Below are 21,814 nucleotides of genomic sequence, written 5' to 3'. Positions count from 1 at the left end.
CGGCTCAGAAGCGACCTGGGCCAGGTCCCCGCGTCGAGCGGATCTCTCCGGACGGTCTTCGAGACGACGCCCCGGGCCGCAGGGGGACCGTCCCGGCTCAGCCGGGTTTGGGGCGGGCGAGGCCCAGGTCGTAGGCGAAGATCACGGCCTGGATCCGGTCGCGGGCCCCGATCTTGGCGAGGACGCGGCCGACGTGCGTCTTGACGGTGGATTCCGAGAGGACGAAGTGGGCCGCGATCTCGCCGTTGCTCCACCCCTTGCCGATGGCCAGGAGGATCTCGCGTTCCCGCTCCGTGAGGGAACCGAGCTTCTGCGCCTGGTCGGAGCCGCTGTCGCCCAGCGGCAGGTGCTGCGCGAACTCGTCCAGGAGACGGCGGGTCAGTGCCGGAGCGATCACGGCCTCACCTGCGGCGACGGCACGGATGCCGGCCAGGAGTTCCTCGGGGCGCGCGTCCTTCAGGAGGAACCCACTGGCTCCGGCCCGCAGGGCGGCGTGAACGTACTCGTCGAGGTCGAACGTCGTCAGCACGAGGACACGGGAGCGGCCGCCGGTGGCCACGATGCGGCGGGTCGCCTCGATGCCGTCCATGCCGGGCATACGGACGTCCATCAGCACCACGTCGGGCCGCGACTCGGCTGCCCGCCGGACGGCTTCCGTCCCGTTGGCCGCCTCGCCGATCACCTCGGTCTCGGCGACCGAGTCGAGCAGCATACGGAAGCCGAAGCGCTGAAGTGGCTGGTCGTCCACGATGAGCACGGTGGTCACCGGGCACCGCCCTGGGGCCTCAGGTCGAGGGTCGCTTCCACTGTCCATCCTTCGTCGCTCGCCGGCCCGGCGCTGACCGTGCCGCCGTAGAGGGCCACTCGCTCGCGCATGCCCACCAGCCCGTGTCCCTCGTCGTCCGGCGTGGCAATGTGCTCCGCCGAGCCGTTGTCCTCGACCCGCACGACCAGCCAGGTGTCCCGGACCATCAGGGAGAGGTCGACGCGCGTACCCGTTCCGGCGTGCTTCAGCACGTTCGTGAGGGCTTCCTGGACGATACGGTAGGCCGTCAGCTGCACGCCCTTGTCCATGGCGTCCATGTCGCCGGCCGTCCGGTAGACGACCTCGAGACCGGCGGCGCGCACGGACTCGCACAGTTCGTCGATCTCGGCGACGCCGGGCTGCGGGCGCAGCTGAAGAGCCTCGGACGTCCCCTCGGTCGCGTCACGCAGCACACCGAGCACCCGCCGGAGCTCTCCGAGCGCGGTCCGCCCGGTGTCGCCGATGAGCAGCAACGCCTCCTTGCCCCGCTCGGGAGCCGCATCGCTGGCGTACGCGCCCGCGTCCGCGAGAGTGATCATGACGGACAGGTTGTGTCCGACGATGTCGTGCATCTCGCGGGCCACCCGGGCTCGTTCTCCCGCGGCCGCCAGCCTGCTGCGCTGATCACGTTCGATCTCCAGCCGCGCCGCTCTCTCCCGGAGGCCGGCGAGCTGGGCCCGGCGGATCCGCACCATCAGCCCGAGGGCCACGGCCGCGGTCGCCGTGCTCAGGAGGAAGAACAGCGCGTCCCAGACGGACACCACCGACCTGACGCGCACGGCCACGAGCACCATCGCCGCTGCCATGACCCCGCAGGCCCACGGCAGTTGGCGCAGCCGGCCGTGCAGAGCCAGGCTGTACACGGCGATGAAGAGCGCGACGTCCGCGCGGAGCGCCGCACCCAGCGCCCACTGGACGACGAACACCGTGACGATGACACCGAAGGCCTCCAGCGGTTTGCGGCGGCGCCACAGCAGGGGCAGGACCAGCCCCGCCTGGAGAGCCAGCGCACCCGCCGTCGGGAGGGACATGAACGCCAGACGGAACCGCTGGGGTCCGTCGCCGTCGCCGTCCCTGTCGGCGTGCAGCAGTTCCGGCAGACAGAACAGGAGGAAGACCATCAGTACGACCGCGGTGTCCAGCACCCACGGGTGCGCGCGGTCGGCCTCACGCAACCGCTGACCGCCCCGGGAGAGCCGGGCGGTCAGCGGTCCCATCCCGCCGAGTTCGTCGATACCGGCCACAGTGCTCACCTGCCCATGGTGCCGGGCGTCAGACGTCGCTGCGCAGCAGGCGGTACGCCGCGCCGGCGAGCGCCAGTGCGGTCCAGCCGAGGAAGACCACCAGCCCGGCCGTCGGTGACAGCGCGGTGCTGTCGTGGGTCAGCGCGAACATCGACTCGCCCGCGTTGCTCGGCAGGTAGGGGCCGATGTCGTCCCGCCACGAGCTGGGGAGCAGGGAGATCAGTCCGGGAATCAGCATCAGGACCGCCACGAGCACGGAGATGCCGCCCGCCACCGAGCGCAGCAGAGCACCCAACGCCGTACCGATCACGCCGACCAGGCCGAGGTAGAGCCCCGCTCCGAGCAGGCTCCGCAGAACTCCGGGGTGGGAGAGCCCCATGGCGGCGGGCGTGCCCGACACGATCCCGCTGCCGATCAGGAAGGCGACGAACCCGCCGACCGTCGCGACGACCAGGGCGACGAGCCCGAACACGGCGGCCTTCGACCACAGCACGGGAAGCCGGCGCGGCACGGCCGCCAGCGTCGAACGGATCATGCCGGTGGAGTACTCGCCGGCCGTGACCAGCACACCCAGGACGCCCAGCGCCAACTGGGCGAAGTTGGTGCCGAACAGGGAGAGACTCACCGCCGTGGACCGGGCGAAGTCCGGATCCATGTGAGCGGACCCGATGCCGGACTTGTAGCGGCTCGACGCGATCAGCCCGAACGCGACGAGGAACAGGAGCCCGACCCCGAGCGTGATCCACGACGAGCGCAGCGACCACAGCTTGGCCCACTCGGAGGACAGGACGCGCCGCCCCGTGACCCGGTACGCCGGACGGGCGACGGCGGGAGCGGTTCTCGGCGGCTCCGTCGTCTCGGTGAAGGTGCTCATGCCGGCCTCCCGAGGGACTCGAGCGCGTCGGTTCCCGTGGACCCGTGGTACTCCACGGACTCCCTGGTCAGTTCCATGAACGCCTCCTCCAGAGAAACCGCCCGAGGACTCAGCTCGAACAGGGGGATGCCGTGTTCGGCCGCCGTCAGCCCGATGTCGCGGGCGCTGAGGCCGGTGACCTGAAGCTCCTCGGAGCCGATGCGTCCGGTGATGTCCACACCCGGGCCCGCCAGCACGTCCCGGAGTCGTGCCGGGTCCTGCGTGACCACCTTGACGGTGTCGCCCCCGGCTTCGCGGATGAGTTCGCTCACCGAGGTGTCGGCCAGCAGTCGGCCGCGTCCGACGATGATGAGGTGGTCGGCGACCAGGGCCATCTCACTCATGAGGTGGGACGACACGAACACGGTCCTGCCCTCGCCGGCGAGCGTCGTGAGCAGGTTGCGGATCCACAGCACGCCCTCGGGGTCGAGGCCGTTGACCGGCTCGTCCAGCATGATCGTCTGTGGATCGCCGAGCAGGGCGGCGGCGATGCCGAGCCGCTGGCCCATGCCCAGGGAGAAGGCTCCGGCGCGCTTCTTCGCCACCGTGCCCAGTCCGGCGAGTTCGATGACCTCGTCGACGCGGCGGCGCGGGATCCCGTGGGTCAGCGCGAGCGCCCTCAGATGGTTGTGGGCCGAACGGCCGGGATGGATCGACTTCGCCTCCAGGAGGGCACCGACCTCCTGGAGCGGAGCCCGGTGCTGGGCGTAGTGGCTGCCGTTCACCTTGACCGAGCCGCCTGTGGGGGCGTCCAGTCCGACGATCATCCGCATGGTCGTCGATTTGCCGGCGCCGTTGGGACCGAGGAAGCCGGTCACGGTCCCGGGCTTGACGACGAAGTCCAGTTGGTCGACGGCGGTCTTCTCGCCGTACCTCTTGGTCAGTTGCTGTGCGTCGATCATTCGCGCCCTTCCTCTCGGACTCCCGGCGTTCGTCGCATCCGACGCCTCACCGACCACGCTAAGGTCCGATTCGCGCAGTTCGGTGGTACTGAGGGCCCGAACCGCCAGCGCCGAGCGGTACCGCGGTACTAGGGGGCGTATCTAGTCGTGATCAAGCGGTTCGTGTGAGGTCCTTGATCCAGATCATAGAGGCGCGGAGATGAAGGCCAGCGAGGTAGCTCTCAGGGGTCTTGTCGTAACGGGTGGCGATGCCTCGCCAGGCTTTCAGCTTGTTGATCAGGCGTTCGACGGTGTTCCTCTCCTTGTAGAGGTCGGTGTGATGGCCGACGGGTCGGCCGCCCCTGCTGCCCTTCTTCTCCGGGATGACCGCCTTGATCTGGCGTTACGCAAGTAGGCGCGGTTGCCGCGGGACGAGTACGCCTTGTCTCCGGCGACCGCGTCCGGCCGGGTGCGGGGACGGCCGACCGGTCCGCGGACGCGGACCTTGGCCAGCACGGGGATGAACTGTGGGCTGTCGGCGGCCTGCCCGGCGGTCAGCACGAGCGCCAGCGGGCGGCACTTGCGGTCGGCGGCGAGATGAACCTTGCTGGTCTGCCCGCCTCGCGAACGTCCGAGCAGGGCGACCTTCAAGCGGAGTTTGCGTCGGCGCCGGATGCGGCGCCGCTCTTCGCGGACGGGGTCACTTTCGACAGATCGCCCGTCCTGTCCTTCAGCCTCGCCCCCTTTTGCCGGGCCTTCTCCTCCTCGGCGGCGGCCTTCTCCAGGGCAGTGAGGACATCCTCGTCCAGGTGGATCCCGGCGGCATCGTGGTGGGCACGGGCGGTGGTGGAGTCCACGCTGACCAGGGACATGTCCACCTCGCCCCGATGTGCGGTCTCGGCGATCATCCCCTCCAGCAGGGCCTCGAAGACGCCGGCATCCCGCCACTGCCGGAAACGGTTGTGGACGGTCGGCCAGGCCCCGAACTCCGCCGGCATCTCCCGCCACTGCCCGCCCGTCTTGAACCTCCAGATCACGCCCTCGAACTGCTGCCGCAGCCGCTCGGGGTACGGGCCGTACATGCCGACCGGCAGGTACGGCCCGGCGAACTCCCATTCCTGGTCTGTCAGTTGCGCCCGCGTCATGAACGACGATCTACCAGATCGCGTCACGGGGGGCGAGTCCCACAGATCGATGTCCTGTGCCATCGATTCCTAATGCCGTTCGTCAAGCCGCGGCGCACGCTTGAGGTAGCGGGCAGGAGGTGTCGGAGGTGCGCGGTACAGTCCGTTCATCCGACTGGGGAGGGCTCATGGCGACCAAGTGGAGCTTGACGATCGACTGCGCGTACCCGGCGAAACTGGCCGCGTTCTGGGCGCTGGCGTTGGGCTACGAGGAGAAGCCCGCGCCCGCAGGGTTCGGGAGCTGGGAGGAGTGGTTCTCGCATCATGAGGTTCCGGAGGACGAGTGGGATGACGGGGCGTACCTCTCAGATCCGGACGGCGTGGGCCCTACCTTGTCCTTCCTGAAGGTGCCGGAGCCGAGGGTGGCGAAGAACCGGCTGCATATCGACGTGCAAGTTGGTGGCGGCCGTGAAACCCCGTGGGAGGTGCGTTGGCCGCGCGTGGTCGAGGCGGTGGAGCGGTTGACCGCTGCGGGCGCGACCGTGGTCCGCGAGGACGAGTTGCAGGGCAGGCCGGATCACGTGGTGATGGCAGACCCGGAAGGTAACGAGTTTTGCCTGGTCTGACGGGGTCGGTCAGGCCAACTGGCCGCGCGCAGCGTGTCGCGTCCCTTCCTATGCGGCAGCCCTTGCCGGCGGAGCTGGCTCATAGCGCCGTCCGTCGCGCAGAAGGGCCCAGAGGACGTTGACGCGGCGGCGAGCGAGAGCCAGGACGGCCTGGGTATGACGCTTGCCCTCAGCACGTTTGCGATCGTAGAAGCGCCGGGATTCCTCGCAGTGGCGGATGCTGAACAACGCCGAGGTGTAGAAGACGCGTTGGAGGCGGCGGTTGTATCGCTGCGGGCGGCGCAGGTTCCCGCTCAGCTTCCCGGAATCGCGGGGCACCGGGGCGACGCCGCCGAAGCCGGCGAGGCGGTCGGCGGTGCCGAACGCCGTCATGTCGCCGCCGGTGGCTGCCAGGAACTCGGCGCCGAGGATGACGCCCAGGCCGGGCATGCTGGTGATCACCTCGAAGGTGTGGTGGTCGCGAAACCGGGCCTCGATGGCCTTGTCGAGCTCGGCGACCTGCTGGTTGAGGCTCATCACTTCCTTCGCCAGCGTGTGTACCAACGTGGCGACCAGCTTCTCGCCGGGCAGGCTCGTGTGCTGCCGTTCGGCGGCCTGGACAGCGGTTTCGGCGAGCCGGTCGGGGCGGACGACGTGGCGGTTGCGCAGCCAGGTCTCCAGCCGCTTGACGCCGATCCGGCGAATAGCCGCGGGGGTCTGATAGCCGGTCAGCAGGGTGAGCGGGCCGATGTTGGTGAGGTCCAGGGCCCGCTCCAGGCCGGGGAAGATGCCAGTGAACTGGGCACGGAGGCGGTTGACGGTGCGGGTGCGGTCGGCGACCAGGTCCATGCGGCGGCCGGTGAGGATCTTGAGATCGATGACGGTGTCGTAGCCGGCCCGCAGCGGATGCAGATCGCGGCGGACGCGGACCTGGTCGGCGATGACGGCGGCGTCCTTCGCGTCGGTCTTGCCCTCGCCGCGGTAGCTCTCGGAAGCGCGGTGGATGGCCCGGCCGGAGATGTAGTGGACCGGCTGGTCGCGGTTGACCAGGAGCGCGATGGCCAGGGCGGCTCCGCCGTCGGCCAGGTCGATGCCCCAGGTCACCTCGTCCCCCAGGGCCAGGATGTCGGCGAGGAGTTCGAGCAGTTCGGGTTCGTCGTTAGCGACGCGTCGCGACAGCAGCCGGCGGCCGCTCTCGTCGATCGCGACGCAGTGATGGTGGGCTTTGCCTGCGTCGATGCCAGCCCAGATCGCGGCCATGTGGTGCCTCCGTGCGGTGGTGTTGCTGGTGCCTCCCACGGACGACCTCGCTGTCGATTCCCTACGTAGCGATCATTCGCAATTCCTAATTGGCAGCCGAGTCGTCGTGGGGCGTCGGGCGGCCAATCGATGGAAGCCACAAGTGGCAGAAGTTTGAAAGCCACACCCGACGCCCCTGGGTGGATGAACCATACGAAGGGCTCACCACGTCCCGCAGAACAACGTAGGGAAGTGTGAGCGGTACTTGTGACGGACACCGCCCTTTTCTCAGGGCAGCACGCGATAAGTCACGTGTGTAACCGAGTTCGCCGCTCGCGACTCCACCTGCTCAAGATTCAGTGACGGCACTCCGTCGAACAGCCGTGTGCCGGCGCCGAGCGTGAACGGCACAATGTGCAGCCGCAGCTCGTCGATCAAGCCTGCGGCTAGGTACTGGTTGATGGTGGTCGCGCCCCCGTGGATCGACACGTTGCGGTCCCCGGCCGCCTCGCGAGCCTGCCGCAGTGCGGATTCGATGCCGTCGGTGACGAAGTGGAACGTGGTGCCGCCGTCCATCGGTTGGGGGTCGCGCGGGTGGTGGGTGAGGACGAAGACCGGCGCGTGGTACGGCGGACTATCGCCCCACCAGCCCTTCCACTGTCGATCCCACGCGCCGCGTACGGGGCCAAACATGTTACGCCCCATGATGAAGGCGCCGACTGCCGTCAGCCGGTCGAGTTCGGCCTGCTGCTGCTCCGCGGATTCGAACATCCATGCGTGCATCCTGTCGCCCCAGCCATCACCGGCGTCGTCGCCGAACGGGCGCTGCTCGGCCTGGTTGAGCCCGGCCGAGTACCCGTCGACGGAGATCGAGAGGTCGCAGGTCACCCTGCCCAAACGTTTGGTCACTGTGCCGTCCTCCTGGTGGCGACCTTCCGTCGCCTTCGCGGTGCGTCGCCTGATCCATTCACCACTGGGGTAGACCGTTCCAGGCCCGCGAACTCATCGCGCGGCCGTTTCGCTGTTTTCGGCGCTGCTCAGCTGCCCACGAACCTTGACACCGTGCTCAAACTTCGACGACACGAACTCGCGTCCGTCAAGGTTCGATGGCGCGCGATCAAGGTTCGGTGACACGGGACAATTGATCACAACCGGATACACGCCCTAGAGGTCCGGCGGGCAGGGACATGCCGCGCCGTATGCCAGGTCGGCGTCCTGGACGGGGACGGCGGTGTCGGCCACTCTCCGCGCCGAACGCTGACGACGCCGGAGCCCGGACGCACGCTTCCGGCAGTGCGGTCAGGTGTTCAGGAAGCGTTCAGGCAGGCGCTGACAAGGTCGGAAGACCGCGGTCGTCTTCGGGCGGCCGCCTCCCTCTTGCGCAGGATCAGGAGTGTCCGACCTTGGAGAACCCGGAAGCCCTCACCGACCGCGATGTGGCGTGCGCCCTTCCCGAGGACCGCGTCACGACCACGCGGGGGGACCGATCCCCGACACAGCCGAACACCCGGCTGCTCTCGTCGCCCACCTGATCGGCCTGATGACCCATGCCCTGATGACCTACGCCCTGATGCGGAAGAGCCCCGCCACGGCGCCGGGGCGGTCGCACAGCGCTTCCTCATGGTGGCCCGAGCCGCTCCCGGCCCGGGCTGCCCCGGCTCAGAAGCACGGCTGCCACGCGCACTGACTGTCTCCGCGGACCGCAGCCACGCCCGGCCGCCACGGGAGCGCCCCGCGACCGTCGCCGCCGATCCCGTGAAACCAGAAAGAACCCCTATGAAGATCACGTTCCTGATCCACAACGTCTACGGGATCGGCGGAACCATCCGCACCACCCTCAACCTCGCCGGCGCCCTGGCCGACCGGCACGAAGTGACCGTCGTCTCCATGCTGCGGCACCGCGACCGCCCCCGGTTCGCCATCGACCCCCGCGTGACCGTCGTGCCCCTGGTCGACACCCGCCCGGGCGCGGCCGACGCGACCGACCCGCTGCATCAGCAGCCCGCCGAGGTCTTCCCCGTCGCCGAAGGGCGGTACAAGCAGTACAGCCGCCTCACCGACCGTCGGGCCGAGGAGCTCCTGCGCGGCTGCGACGCGGACGTCATCATCGGCACCCGACCCGGCATCAACGTCTACCTGTCCCGCTTCGGCTCGCCGCAAGCCCTGCGAATCGCCCAGGAACACCTCACCCACGACACCCACAACAAGAGGCTACGAGCCCAACTGGCGCGCCACTACCGAGCCCTGGACGCGGTCGTCACCACCACCGAGGCCGATGCGGCGGTCTACCGGTCGAAGATGCGCCTGCCCGGCGTGCGGATCCTCGCCATACCCAACGGGGTGCCCGAACCCGACCTCCCGCCCGCGGACGGCACCGCCAAGGTCATCGCCGCGGCCGGCCGGCTGGTGCGTGCCAAACGGTTCGACCTGCTCATCGAGGCGTTCTCCACGGTTGCCGCCAAGCACCCGGACTGGAGTCTGCGCCTCTACGGCGCAGGCGCCGACCGGGAACGACTGCAACGGCTCATCGACGACCAGGACCTGGGCGGCCGGGCGACGCTGATGGGCGTCGTGTCACCGATCGAGACGGCGTTCACCCAGGCGTCCATCGTCGCCAGTGCCTCGGACGCCGAGTCGTTCGGCATGACCATCGTCGAGGCGATGCGCTGCGGTGTACCGGTGGTCGCCACAGACTGTCCGCTCGGCCCCGCCGAGATCATCCAGGACGGCATCGACGGCCTGCTGATCCCCATGAACGACGAGGGCGCCCTGGCCGCCGCCCTGCTCGACCTGATCGCCGACCCGGCGACCCGACGTCGGATGGGTGAGGCGGCCCTGGCCTCGGCGCGCCGCTTCGACCCCGCCGCACTGTCGCTCACCTACGACGAACTCTTCACCGGCCTCACTGCCAGCCGTCGGGCTCGTGCCTGGCAACGCGGCCGAGCTGTGTGGCGAGGCCGCGCGGGAAGGGCCCTGCGCCGACTCCGACGCTGAGACGGTGGGCGAGTCGCCGCGCAGGGAGCAGGGTCCGGCGGGGCGACGAAGGGGACGCGCCACCGGGCAGTCAGGATGCGTTCAGGTTTCCGCTGACACCGTCGGCTCCATGACCTACGAAATCTCCGAGACACCCGAGGCCGAGCGGGGCGTGGGCGCAACCCGGCGAGCACCCCGGCTGCGCTGGAACAAGGTGCCCGAAGTCACCGCGTACTTCTGGATCATCAAGGTGCTGTGCACGACGGTCGGCGAGACCGCGGCCGACCTGCTCAACGAGAAGGCGGGCCTGGGCCTCACAGGAGTGTCCCTCCTGATGAGCGCGTTGCTGGCCGTCGTCCTGGTGGTCCAGTTCCGTACGAAGGCCTACAGCGCCGCGGTGTACTGGCTGGCCGTGGCCCTGATCAGCGTCGTCGGAACGCTGATCAGCGACAACCTCACCGACAACATGGGCGTCCCGCTGGAGACCAGCACCACGGTCTTCGCGCTGGCCCTCGCGGTCGTCTTCGTCGTCTGGTACCGGCGCGAGGGAACGCTGTCGATCCACAGCATCGACACCACCGGCCGTGAGTCCTTCTACTGGCTCGCGGTCCTGTTCACCTTCGCCCTGGGAACGGCGGCGGGCGACCTCGTCGCCGAGCGCATGAACCTCGGATACTGGCTCTCCGCCCTGTTGTTCGCCCTGGCCATCGCCGCCGTGGCACTCGCCCACTTCACACTGGGACTGAACGCGGTCTGGAGCTTCTGGATCGCGTACGTGCTCACCCGGCCGCTGGGTGCCTCGATGGGCGACTACCTCTCGCAGCCGACCGGCGACGGAGGCCTCGGCCTCGGCACCGTGGTGACCAGTGTGCTGTTCCTGGCCGTCATCCTCGGCATGGTCGTCTATCTGGCGGTGACGCGAAAAGACGTCTCGGAGGCGCGGGACGGAGCCGTCGCGCGTCGAGCGAGCTGAGTTCCACCAGTACCGAACCAACGGCCATGCTCCGTGCCCCGGACACACGAACTCGTCGGCGGGAACGACGGGTTCGCCGGGTGCGGGATCGATGGCTCCGATCCTGATGGCCACTGTCGCCACGGCGGTCGGGGTATTCGCCACCCTCGGGCGCTTCAAACGCCAACGGTGCGGGGGAGGGACCTTCTTGGCGGTTAGCTCGAACGTGGCCAGTTCGAGCCAGCTGCCCAAACGAACGGTCATGGCTGGTCGGTTGACATCCTCCCCGGTCCAAAGACTGGGGAGTCCCGCCTGCACCCAGCGGGTTGGCTGACTGCTCCGGGTGGGTTCCTGTTTCTTCCGCATGCGGATGCCGATGCGGGTTGCGCGGTGCCGGTACGAGTACCGGTCTTACCCGCGCCCCACGGGAGACGTGCGGGTCTCAGTGGCTGAAGGAGGAGCCGAAGTGGGCGTCTTCTTGCGGCGTGCCGAGGCCGGCGGGGTTGAAGGTCGCGATGTTGCCGGTGACCGGACCGTTCTTCGAGCCGCGCAGGACCCAGGCGGCTCCGGAGTCGACCTTCGGGGCGTCCTCCCACGGGGCGGAGACGATCAGATCCGCGCGGTTATTGTCGTTGACGTCCGCGAGCTGCACCTCCTCACCGAAACGGTCGCCCCGCTCCGAGGCGCCGGGGACACCGGTGGTGGACTGGGAGAACGCAAGCGCTCCACTGCCCGTCGGCCCCTTGGGCCCGCCCTTGAGGAGCACGACGCTTCCCGCCGAGTCGGTACTGCCGATGTCCTCCCCGGGCACACCGACGGCGAGATCCGGGTAGCCGTCGCCGGTGACGTCGCCCGCGGCCAGTGCGAGGCCGAACTCGTCCCCGGTCTCGTTCACGCCGGGCACTCCCGGAGTGTTCTGCGTGATCGTCGTCGTCCGGGTGGAGAGGCCGGAGGGCGAGCCGAAGCGGATCTCGACCGTGCCGGGACGGATGCTGATGTCCTCCTGGCTCGTGCCGAACTTGAAGGTGGCGAAGTCACCGAACCCGTCGCGGTCGAAGTCGGCGACCACTCCTTCCGAGGACGGGGTGATGGCTCCCGGGATACGGGTGACGGAGCCGTCCTTGCCGCCCTTCCAGAGACGGGTGCCGTGTCCCATGTCCTCGAAGCCGTGGGTGGTGAGGATGTCGTCGGCTCCGTCACCGGTCACGTCGCCCACGATGAAGTCGTAGCGCGCGTCGTCCTCGTTTTCGAAGGGGACGATCGTGCGGCCCGACGATGTTCCTGTCCGGGAGATCGGGCCGAACTCCACGCCCACCAGACCGGTGCCGACCACCAGATCGGCGTGCCCGTCACCGTTGATGTCACCGGCGGCCAAGGGGCCGTTGTGCGGAGGGAGTGAGAGCGCCACGGAGTCCTTCAGACCTGTGGGGGAGCCCCAGAGGATGATCGTCGGTCCGTTCTCCGATCCGACGACGAGATCGGTGTACCCGTCACCGTCGAAGTCACGGGCGGCGCTCACGCGGCCGAAGGAGTCGTAGTTCACCGCGTCACCGGGTATGCCCGCGGAGGCCCGGCTGATGACCTGGGGGCGCTTGGCGTCGACACCGCCGATGGATCCGTACAGGACGGTGACGTACCCGGCGTCGTCCTTACCGCCAACGGTGCCACCGGGCGCCGCGACCGCGATGTCGGCGTACCCGTCGGCGTTGAAGTCCGTGACCGGCGCAGGCGCCACCGGGGCGGCTCCGGCCGGGCCGGCGGCGCACACGGCACCCGTGACGAGCGCCGCGACAGCGACTGCGATGGTAAGAGAACGGCGCACTGTCGAGCCTCCGTGGACAACGGGCAGATACCACTGACGACTGCATGACCGTCGAGACGGCACTTGGGTTGTACGCGTCTGCCGACGAATTCTGGGCGATCAGCCGAATCATCCCGGTAAGCAACGAAACTGCCTGAGGCCGTGAACCGACACCGGCCGCCGCTGCCGCGGGAGCTCCGTCGAGTGCCCGGCCGCGCTTGACACGCGTGCAGCCCGTCGCAGCGCCGCAGGGACGTTGCTCACGGTGGCGCTGCGTCGGTGCGGGACGCGGACGGCTTCGGGCGGGACGCCGGAGCACACCGAATGAATCCGTGCGGCCCGAGCAGCTCAACCGAGAGGATTCGACCAGCACCAGGGCTCGTCCGCGTCAGGGCCGGACCGAGAGGAGGGGCGGCCAGTGCCCTAATCGTGTTGACCACCCCCGGCAGGCAGTGCTGGAGTCGGCACGTGGACAGCATCCCCGCCAACCGGCGGCTCTGGAACCAGATCAGCAGCGCCTACCAGCAAAAGCACGACCCGCAAATCGGCGCCACACCCCGGCTGTGGGGCATGTACTCCATCCCCGACGCGCACCTGCACGCCCTGGGCGACGTCACCGGCAAGCGCGTCCTCGAACTCGGCTGCGGCGCCGGCCAGTGGTCCAGGGCGCTCGCCGCCGAGGGCGCCACCGTGGTCGGGGTCGACCTGTCCGAAGCCCAACTCGCCGCAGCGGGGGGCGCGATGGGAGCGGCCCGCTACGCGCTGGTGCAGGGCGCCGCCGAACAACTCCCCTTCGCCGCCGACAGCTTCGACCTGGTGTTCTGCGACTTCGGCGGGCTCAGCTGGGCGCCCCCGCACCTGGCCGTCCCGGAGGCAGCACGCGTCTTGGGCCGAGGCGGGCGCCTGGTGTTCAACGTCGCCAGCCCATGGTTCGAAGCCTGCTACGACGAAGCCGCCGGCCGCGTGACCACGACGCTGCAGCAGGACTACTTCGGGCTGGACACCATCGCCGAAGACGACGGCGCGACCAGCTATCAGCTCACCTACGGCGAGTGGGTCAAGGTCCTGCGCGGCGCGGGTCTCATCATCGACGACCTCATCGAGCCGCGGCCCGAACGCGGAACACCCAACGGCTACAACGAAACCGACCCACCCGACTGGGCACACCGCTGGCCGGCGGAACTGCTCTGGGTGACCCACAAACCGTAGGTCCCGCCGCGCCGAGACGTGAAGCGTCCCGTCGCCGGACAGGCCCCGGCCCATGAAACCGAGGAGGCCCGTGATCACCCAGGGAGTGCGAGTCTCCGGCCGGTGCGCTGCCTGCGGAGGCCAGACGATCCGGCATCCGGAGATCGGCGACGTCCTGCTCGACTGCGACCTCCTCATCGTCCCCGGCGCAGACCTGCGCATGGTCACCTGCACGGCAGCGACCGGAAGCAGCGACGCGGGGAAACTGCGTCACAGGTGGCCGTACCGCCACGGCGCTCCCCTGACCGGCGGCTGCCGAGCGGGTTCGCCACGCCGTTTGGGGCGAACCTCACTGCTGGCGCCGACCCGCTCGCAGGTTCGACGAGATCGGGTCCGGACTGGGTCGGACGGGTGAACCCCGCGCGGCGAGTCGTCGGGATGTGCTCGGCACGTCCGGGATTTTGCAGGCTGTCCGTTGCTGATCTCCTCCGAGGGCAGTTGGCCTGGGGACAGCAACCAGCCGAGGGAAGGAACCTGTTCCGTGTCTGCCGAACTCTCCGACGACCTGAAGAAGCTCATCGACGACAACCCGGTCTTCGCCACCGTGGCCACGATCCAGCCGGACGGCAGTCCGCAGGTGACGATCACCTGGCTCGGCCGGGACGGAGACGACCTGTTGGTCTCCACGACCGTGGGCCGCCGCAAGGAGAAGAACCTGCGCGGCGACCCGCGGATCACCGTCATGATCAACCCGCCTAACGCGCCCTACACCTACGCCGAGATCCGCGGCACGGCCACCCTGAGCACCGAGGGCGGTCAGGAACTCATCAACGAGCTGTCGCGGAAGTACACCGGCAAGGACTACGCGGACTTCAACCCCAACTCGAAGGACGACGCCGAGCGCGTCGTCGTCCGGGTGACCCCGCGCAAGGTGGTCGGCTCGATCTGAGCCCGCCGACGGCATCCTGATACGGATCGGACAACAGCTCGGGCGACAGTGTCCGTTGCGTCCCTCCCCGACGCGGGGGAGGGACGCACGTAGCCCCATCCCTCTGACGGTCGTACCTACAGTGGTCGGCGCTCAGGGACCAGCCGGTGCCGGTACTGGCCTGTCGGCCGGGGCGGTCGCGTGGCGCGGGAGCAGCAGGGGCGTCGTCAGGAGGAGCCCGCCGGCCAGGGCGAGGGCGGTGCGCGGGCCGAGCAGGGCGGCGAGTACTCCCCAGAGGGCGGTGAGAAGCGCGGTCGTCGCCTTGGTCGTCACGGTCCAGGCCGTCAGGGTCCGGGTCACCCGGTCGGGCGCGGTGCGCTGGAGGCGGTAGGTGGCGTAGACGGGGTTGAAGAGCCCGCAGCAGAAGATCAGCCCGAGTTCGACGCCCATCACCAGCAGCAGTCCGGCGGTTCCGGGCCCGATGAAGGCCAGTCCGATGGGCCAGATCGCGCGCAGCGTTCCGGCCACGCGCAGGATCCGGTGCCGGCCGAACCGGGCGGCGAGCGGCCGGGCCAGACGTGAGCCGAGCAGGCCGCCGATCGCGGGTGCGGCGAAGGCGAGACCGTACTGCCAGGGCTCGTAGCCGAGTCGGCTGAGCATGAGGACGGCGAGCAGCGGTTCGGTGGCCATCACCAAGCCGTTGAACAAGGCGGTGTTGAAGAACAGCGGGCGCAGGGTCGCGTCGGCGAGGATGTAACGCCACCCGTCGAGCAGGTCGCGTGCCCGCATGCGCTGTGCCTCCGGCTGTGCGGGCCGGGGTTCGCGGCCGCCCGTCGCGCGGATACCCAGGGCCGAGAGCAGGTAGGTGACCGCGTCGGCCACAACGGTGGCCACCGGGCCGAGGAGCCCGATGGCGGCGCCGCCCAACGGCGGTCCGATGATCGTGGTCGTCCAGGCCGTGGACTCGAATCGCGCGTTGGCGACGAGCAGGTCCTCCGAAGGCAGCAGTGACTTCAGGTAGGCGCCCGAGGCGGCGCGGAAGGTGATGTCGCCCGCCGCGACCACGACCGACACCAGCAACAGCTGAACGAAGGTGAGCACGCCGAACGCGAAGGCCGCCGGGATCGTCAGCAGCGCCGCGAACCGCACCAGATCCATGGTGATCAGCACAGGCCGCTTGCGGCGGAACTCCACCCACGGGCCGAGCGGCACCGCCACGGCCGCGCCCACCGCCGCTCCCACGGAGGACAGTGCGGCGACCTGGGCCGGGCCGGCGTGCAACACCTGGATGGCGATCAAAGGGAACGCGCCGAAAGCGAGCCACGTGCCGAGCGCGCTGGTTCCGTACGCGCCCCAGAGCCAGCCGAACTGCCGCCCCAGCCGGTGCCCGAGCAGGCGTCCGAACGGCCCGCGGGGCTGCTGCCCACTCTTCATACCCGGAGCTCCTCGCTTCCCGTCCGTACAACCATTGCGCGATCGGAAGCATCAAAGCGGGCGGCTTCGCCTGGATCAAACAACCGGAAGCCCGCTCAGGCACAACCAATGGTTGTGAAAGTAGGGTGGTGGAATGGACCTCGAAACCGTTCGGACCTTCGTCGCCGCCGCGGAAGCGGGACAGTTCCAGGAGGCCGCAGCGGAGCTGGCGATCACCCAGCAGGCCGTCTCGAAGCGCATCGCGGTACTGGAGCGGAACCTCGGGGTGCGGCTGTTCACCCGCACCCCGCGCGGTGCCGAGCTCACCATCGACGGCCAGGCGTTCCTGCCTCACGCGCGCGAACTCCTGCGTGTCGCCGAACGCGCGCTCGCTTCGGTCCACACCGGTCGCCGTGCGCTGCGCGTCGACGTGATCGCCTCGCGCGGAGCGGCGGCGGGCCTGCTGCGCGCCTTCCATCGCGCGCATCCCGAGATCGACCTCGACGTGGTGATGCTGTTCGGCATCGAGACCGCCGTCGCCGCCATCCGCTCCGGCACCATCGACGCGTCCTTTCGCGCCGTCGCCGTGCCGGACCGGCCCCTGCCCCCGGACATCGAATCCGTCCGAGTGCTGGACGAGCCGCTCCAGCTCATGACCGGACCCGCTCACGCGCTGGCGGGCGCCCGGTCGGTCACCGTCGCCCAGCTCGTCGGACACCGGATCTGGATGCCGGGCATCGTCCCTGGTACCGAGTGGGCCGTCTTCTACGACGACCTTGTCGCCGAATTCGGTCTCACCATTGAGGCGACCGGCCCCAACTTCGGCTCGGACGCGCTTCTGGACACCATCGCCGACACCCCGGCCCTGGCCACCTTCATGGGCGAGCACACCCGCCACGTCTGGCCCGCGGGGTACGGGCTCCGCATGATCCCGGTGACCGACCCGATGCCGGTCTATCCGCACTCGCTGCTGTGGCACCGCGACAACCCCCACCCCGCGTTGGCCACCCTCCGCGCCCACCTCGCCGCCTCGGACGCCGGGCACGGCGCCGCCGGCACGTGGGTGCCGGACTGGGTACTCGAGAGCTGAACGGACCACCACCCGGCCGCTCCCGGCCGCCGGTCGCGAGGGGCAATCGGTGCCGACGACGGCCAAGCGCGGGTGTCGGTCGCGAGGGCTGAGGCAGGCGCATGGCTAGTGATCATCGAGAGGGACGTTCCGGTGGGGCCTACGCGTATGGCGGAGTGTTGAAGGCTGGGTTGAACCGGGACGGCTTCGGCGCAGCTCCTCCGGGCTCAGCTCATGCCGAGCATCTCGGAGGTGAGGACGGTCCAGAGTTGGCTTGAACAGACCCCTGCGGGCCCGTGAAAAAACAACCAGGCGACCGGTATATTTTTGTGCGTCCGGTGATGAAGACGTCGGTGTTGTGTGACCGCTGGGGGGCGACGTTGATGGAGTGTGTCCGCATGGATGTGGTGATCGTGGGTGGCGGCCCGGTGGGCCTGTTGCTCGCGGCTGAACTTGCCGGCTACGGAGTGCGGACGGTGGTGCTGGAGGAACGGGCCCAGGTGTCCGGGCGCCCCAGGGCCACCACCCTGCACGCTCGTACGACCCAGGTCCTGGCACGCCGGGGGTATCTGCCCGCTCCCGCGCTTCCGTTGAGTGAGGGGACGGTTTCCACTCCCTTCCATTTCGCGGGGATGTGGGGTCTGGAGCTGACCGTTCCGGCCGGTGAACCGGAGCCGCTGCTCAAGCGGCCGCAGGCCTCGCTTGAACGGTACTTCGAGGAGCGGGCTCGGGCCGCAGGCGCACAGGTGCTGCGTCAGCACCGCATGGTCGGCCTTGAACGCGGCGAGGAATCCGTCGTGGTGACGGCTGAACACCCCGCAGGGAGAGGCGAGTTCGAGGCCGCATACGTCATCGGGGCCGATGGTGCCCGTAGTGCTGTGCGGACTCTCGGAGGGATCTCTTCCGATGCGTCCGCGCCGACCGTGGCGGCGATGGTGGGGGTCGTGCGGTGCGCTGGGGAGGGGGCCCCCGAGCCGGGATGGCATCGCACGCCGCGTGGCTGGGCGGTCGCCAAGGAGACGAAAGAGGGCCGGTGGCACCTGCGGGTGGTCGACTGTCTGAGGCCCCCTGCGGATCACCGGCTTCCGTTGGGACTGGAGGAGTTCCGGCGCGAGACGTCGAAGGTCATGGGCCGGGACATCGGCATGGACGAGCCACGCTCGCTGAGCCGCTTCAGTGACTTCTCCCGGCTGGCCCGCTCCTACCGCTCGGGCCGGATTCTGCTGGTCGGGGACGCTGCCCACGTTCATTTCCCCATCGGCGCACAGGGGTTGAGCACGGGTCTGCTCGATGCCCTGAACCTCGGATGGAAGCTTGCTTTCACCGTGCGAGGAGTGGCCGCCGAAGGTCTGCTGGACTCCTACGACGAGGAGCGAAGGCCTGCTGCCGCGCGTCTGCTGGAGCAGGTGCGGAGGCAGGTGGACCTGATGAGACCGGGCAACACGCCTGCCTCACTGGCGGAGTTGGCCGCATCCACGGGAGGGACGGCGGACGCTGGTCCCGAGGTGGAGCGACTGGCCCTGATGATCAGCGGGCAGGACACGGTGCTCCCGCCGCGATCGCGGCGGCCGTCCCCCTGGGAAGGGCAGTTCCTCCACAATCTCGAACTGGCCACGGACGAGGGGCCCGTCGACGCGATCAGGCTCCTGACGGACGGGCGCATGACCCTGGTGTGCTTCGGATCCACGGCGCCGGAATGGGCTCCGCCGACGGGGCTGCGCGGTGCGCTGCGGGTGGTGCGGTCGACGCCGGTTGCGGGCCTCCCTCGTGCCGCTCTGCTTCTGCGCCCGGACGGCTATGTCGCCTGGGCGGCGGACACGATCGACGAAGTGGAACGCATCGACGAGGCGGTCTCGGCCTGGCTGACTCCTGTACGCGGGGTCGCGGTTGCGGAATCCGCCGTTCCGGTCTTGATCGCGGCGGCCCCGGCTGCGGTCTAGGCGCATCTAGGGATGCCGGCTTCCCTGATGGGGCGGATCTGGGGGAGCCGGCGCCCGCCGCCCCGGCGCATCCGGCAGGCGATCAGGAATCCTGGGACGCGGCCTCGCTCCGGGTGTGACGGGCCAGGAACTCGACCAGCCTGGTCTCGCTTCGATCGACCCGTTCCCGCTCATTTCTGGGCAGCGAAGCCAGGGCATCCACAAGGATGCGCTTTCTCGGAACGTGCACCATCGAGCCGGTGTAGATCCGGCAGCCCGAACACCACGCGAACCCGACGCATCGTTCGAACATCGGCGACTCGGGCGGATGGCGACGGTACTGGTACGAGCGGACAGGCGTCCCGCAAGCGGCGCAGATCCGCTGATCCCCGTCGAAGGTCGTGTCCCACGTCTCGACCTTCGACCAACCTCGCGGGTTGCGGAGCGCTCTTCAAGTAGTCATGCCGGGCATTCTCCCCCCATGGGGGGACCGGCGCCATGAAGTATCAGCCGACGCCGGTCCCGGGCCGTGAAGGCCAGGGAAATAGGGCGCGTTCGAATGATTAGGCATTCTGTTCGCTTCGAATGGAGGGCGTCGAATCGACCTGGCCGAATGTCGTCGAGATGCTGCCGAAATTGCTGCGATGGCCCTCGCGTGACTATTAGTGTGACGCATAAGCGGAGTGGGGACTCCGGGGGACTGTGTGATCAGACCTGCGTGCTCTTCACCAGGGCACAGCCATGTCTGGAGCTTGGTGAACAACGGTTATTCATCGTGTCGTTGACACACCGGCGATTGCGGTGGGACGGGGGAATTCGTGCGGGCGGATACCGGGAGAGGCGGCGAGAACGGGAACCTGCGTGCCGCGCTGCGCGTCGCGGACGTACTGGACGCGGCGCGCGCGGAGGCCGGATCCGTTACGCCGGAACCTGAACAGGGTTTTGTGGCGGACCTGTTGGCGAGCTCCCCTCCGGATCCTGAGGTCTGGCGGCGCGCCTGGCACGACGTACAGGTCTCGGGGCGGGCTCGCTGCACACGGTCGGGGCTCGGCTGGATTCTCACGTCATTGGCATCCGGACGTTATCCGGCGCTGCGCATTCTGGAAGTCGGCTGCGAGCGACTCCGTCTGTCGCGCGTGTCCTACGACGCGGATCGCCCGGGGCCGGATATCCGTCAGCTCGCCGAAACGGACTGGGCCAATCCCGCATCCGCCGCGGAGGGACTTCCCTCTGCGCGGCTTCTTCGCCTTTTCCTGCTCGCGGGCGGAACGGCCGGAGCCGCTGGGGGACTTCACACCGTGGGCGACGGTGCGGCCTCTGTGCTGGGCGGGGCGAACTCCGGTCCGGCCGGTGAGTCAGTTGACGTCGTCGCTTCACTGGGACGGCACCTTCGCGCCTTCGCCCGCCAGGCTCCGCCTCTGACCGGGCCGCTCGTGCTCCTCGTACGTGCCGCCGGCTGGCCGCTCGTCGAGCAGGCGGCAGAGTCGTTGCGCGCCGACGACGAGCCGGTGCTCCGTCTGCGGCTGCCCGTCCACTGGCCCGAGACACCGGACGACCTTTTCGCCAGGTTGCCCCTGCGGCACTCCGTCTGGCTGGCGGGCGCCCACGTCGACGGCGTGTCCGGCACGGTCGGGCTGGTGCGACGGGTGCTGTTCCCGGCGGGCAGCCGGCTGAGCGATCCGACGGACACCGCCGGCGGTCCCGTCGTCCGGGTGTCCGTGGCGGCTCCGCCCGGCGGCGCCGCCGTCGGACAGAGCGTCGCGGCGGTCGTCTCGGCCGGGCGGGAGGAACCGCCGTCGCACTGGCGGCCCCTCCGGGCCGACCGCCTCGAACTGCCGCCGGGCGCACGGGCCGTACTGCGCTACCGGCTCATCGGTCCGGACCGGGTGGACCTTCGGTACGACGGCCGCCACGAGGCCGAGACGACACCGTGGGCCGCACTCGCGTTCCACACGCCACGCCGACTCTCCCGGCCCCGTCCGGTCGACCTGGTGCTCGCCGTCGAGATCGCGGGACCCCAGGCCGACGGAGGGGTGGCCGTGGACGAGCGGCTTCAGGAGGCCGCGGCCGTCGTCGCGGCCGTACGGGTCGCCGTCGGGGATGAGAACACGCTCCGGGTCGGACTGATCGGGTACCGCGACCACGCTCCCCTCGACCGGCCCCACCACAGCGATCCCGTCGTGCATCGGATGGCCCTGTCGAATCCGCGGGCCGCCGAACAGGCACTCGGCGGCTGGCACCGAAACCCGCTGCGGCACGACTTCGCCACGGGCCTCGAACACGTGCCGCACGAACTGTCCTCCTGGCGCGACGCATGGCGCCCGGACAGCCATCGGGTCCTCCTGGTCATCGGTTCCCGGCCTCCGCATCCGCAGAGCCGGCCACCACAGGTCCTCCGGCGTGGTGCGGCGGTACGCATCTGTCCGGACCGGCTGGAGTGGGAGGTCGCGCTGCGGTCGGTGCGCCACTACGACGGCGTGTCCTGCGTCGCGGTCGTCGACGAACCGACGTGGATGGACCGGTTGGCGGGCGAGCCGCATCTCGCGCAGTGGGCGGACCGAGCCTGGGACCTGTTCGGCGCCGAAGGCCGTTTCGCGGCGGGGCACGATCCCCGTTCCATCGCCTCCGTCGTAGCGGCACCGGCCCTCGGCCTGCCCGAGGACGGCACACCGATCCGGTTGGTCGTGTCCGACGGAGCAGGGGCCGACTGGCTGCCCGCGGCCGTCGGCTGACGGCTCCACGACGTAAGCGCGCACCGGG

The 21,814-nt window shown here is 69.5% G+C and carries 16 protein-coding genes and 1 pseudogene; 8 read left to right on the top strand and 9 right to left on the bottom strand.

The annotated features are described in order from the left end of the window. Nucleotides 1-97: 97 nt before the first annotated feature. From ACIRQH_RS00895 to ACIRQH_RS00875, 5 genes and pseudogenes are all read right to left on the bottom strand, one after another. Nucleotides 98-766 (bottom strand): response regulator, encoded by a 669-nt coding sequence (locus ACIRQH_RS00895; protein WP_388934502.1) that lies wholly within the window; start codon nt 764-766, stop codon nt 98-100. Further along, nucleotides 763-2,022 carry a sensor histidine kinase gene (locus ACIRQH_RS00890; protein ID WP_404223971.1) on the bottom strand — a complete coding sequence of 420 codons (1,260 nt, stop codon included), beginning with the start codon at nt 2,020-2,022 and terminating at the stop codon, nt 763-765. The genes ACIRQH_RS00895 and ACIRQH_RS00890 overlap by 4 nt, the downstream gene beginning before the upstream one ends. A 55-nt stretch (nt 2,023-2,077) precedes the next feature. Further along, nucleotides 2,078-2,923 carry an ABC transporter permease gene (locus ACIRQH_RS00885; protein ID WP_404223425.1) on the bottom strand — a complete coding sequence of 282 codons (846 nt, stop codon included), beginning with the start codon at nt 2,921-2,923 and terminating at the stop codon, nt 2,078-2,080. Next, nucleotides 2,920-3,864, bottom strand: coding sequence for an ATP-binding cassette domain-containing protein (locus ACIRQH_RS00880; RefSeq protein WP_388880073.1), 945 nt, complete (start codon nt 3,862-3,864; stop codon nt 2,920-2,922). Before ACIRQH_RS00880 ends, ACIRQH_RS00885 begins: the two co-directional genes overlap by 4 nt. Before the next feature lie 151 nt (nt 3,865-4,015). Beyond that, nucleotides 4,016-4,988 (bottom strand): annotated as a pseudogene (locus ACIRQH_RS00875) (IS5 family transposase). Between the two features lie 167 nt (nt 4,989-5,155). Here ACIRQH_RS00875 and ACIRQH_RS00870 point away from each other — a divergent pair. Beyond that, entirely contained in the window at nt 5,156-5,593 is a 438-nt protein-coding gene (locus ACIRQH_RS00870) for a VOC family protein (RefSeq protein ID WP_404223423.1), read from the top strand. Between the two features lie 48 nt (nt 5,594-5,641). On the opposite strand, the gene ACIRQH_RS00865 is transcribed toward ACIRQH_RS00870, so the two are convergent. Beyond that, nucleotides 5,642-6,832 (bottom strand): IS110 family transposase, encoded by a 1,191-nt coding sequence (locus ACIRQH_RS00865; RefSeq protein WP_404223421.1) that lies wholly within the window; start codon nt 6,830-6,832, stop codon nt 5,642-5,644. Nucleotides 6,833-7,099: 267 nt separating this feature from the next. Continuing rightward, entirely contained in the window at nt 7,100-7,720 is a 621-nt protein-coding gene (locus ACIRQH_RS00860) for a dihydrofolate reductase family protein (protein WP_404223419.1), read from the bottom strand. Nucleotides 7,721-8,587: 867 nt separating this feature from the next. On the opposite strand from ACIRQH_RS00860, the gene ACIRQH_RS00855 reads away from it, so the two are divergent. Further along, nucleotides 8,588-9,805, top strand: coding sequence for a glycosyltransferase family 4 protein (locus ACIRQH_RS00855; RefSeq protein WP_404223417.1), 1,218 nt, complete (start codon nt 8,588-8,590; stop codon nt 9,803-9,805). A gap of 109 nt (nt 9,806-9,914) precedes the next feature. Then, nucleotides 9,915-10,757 carry a hypothetical protein gene (locus ACIRQH_RS00850; protein ID WP_358816383.1) on the top strand — a complete coding sequence of 281 codons (843 nt, stop codon included), beginning with the start codon at nt 9,915-9,917 and terminating at the stop codon, nt 10,755-10,757. Nucleotides 10,758-11,178: 421 nt separating this feature from the next. Here the strand turns inward: ACIRQH_RS00850 and ACIRQH_RS00845 are convergent, their stop codons facing one another. After that, nucleotides 11,179-12,558 (bottom strand): FG-GAP-like repeat-containing protein, encoded by a 1,380-nt coding sequence (locus ACIRQH_RS00845; protein ID WP_388934486.1) that lies wholly within the window; start codon nt 12,556-12,558, stop codon nt 11,179-11,181. A gap of 447 nt (nt 12,559-13,005) precedes the next feature. On the opposite strand from ACIRQH_RS00845, the gene ACIRQH_RS00840 reads away from it, so the two are divergent. Together ACIRQH_RS00840 and ACIRQH_RS00835 are read left to right on the top strand one after the other, a co-directional pair. Then, a complete protein-coding gene (locus ACIRQH_RS00840) occupies nt 13,006-13,746 on the top strand; it encodes a class I SAM-dependent methyltransferase (protein WP_404223414.1) in 741 nt (246 codons plus the stop codon). Between the two features lie 520 nt (nt 13,747-14,266). Beyond that, nucleotides 14,267-14,674, top strand: a complete 408-nt coding sequence (locus tag ACIRQH_RS00835) for a PPOX class F420-dependent oxidoreductase (RefSeq protein WP_358816380.1) — start codon at nt 14,267-14,269, stop codon at nt 14,672-14,674. A gap of 132 nt (nt 14,675-14,806) precedes the next feature. Here ACIRQH_RS00835 and ACIRQH_RS00830 read toward each other — a convergent pair whose 3' ends face one another. Continuing rightward, complete coding sequence (locus ACIRQH_RS00830; protein ID WP_404223411.1) at nt 14,807-16,087, bottom strand: MFS transporter; 1,281 nt, start codon at nt 16,085-16,087, stop codon at nt 14,807-14,809. Between the two features lie 133 nt (nt 16,088-16,220). On the opposite strand from ACIRQH_RS00830, the gene ACIRQH_RS00825 reads away from it, so the two are divergent. The 3 genes from ACIRQH_RS00825 (at nt 16,221) to ACIRQH_RS00815 (ending at nt 21,786) form a co-directional block, all read left to right on the top strand. Further along, nucleotides 16,221-17,156 (top strand): LysR family transcriptional regulator, encoded by a 936-nt coding sequence (locus ACIRQH_RS00825; RefSeq protein ID WP_404223409.1) that lies wholly within the window; start codon nt 16,221-16,223, stop codon nt 17,154-17,156. 320 nt (nt 17,157-17,476) lie between these two features. Next, a complete protein-coding gene (locus tag ACIRQH_RS00820) occupies nt 17,477-19,075 on the top strand; it encodes an FAD-dependent monooxygenase (protein WP_404223969.1) in 1,599 nt (532 codons plus the stop codon). Nucleotides 19,076-20,487: 1,412 nt separating this feature from the next. Further along, a complete protein-coding gene (locus ACIRQH_RS00815; RefSeq protein WP_404223407.1) occupies nt 20,488-21,786 on the top strand; it encodes a hypothetical protein in 1,299 nt (432 codons plus the stop codon). Nucleotides 21,787-21,814 lie beyond the last annotated feature (28 nt).

Source organism: Streptomyces sp. NPDC102279, from assembly GCF_044766365.1.
Classification (GTDB): domain Bacteria; phylum Actinomycetota; class Actinomycetes; order Streptomycetales; family Streptomycetaceae; genus Streptomyces.
Note: the sequence above shows the minus strand (reverse complement) of the source record. Positions and strands in the feature narration are given on the sequence as shown.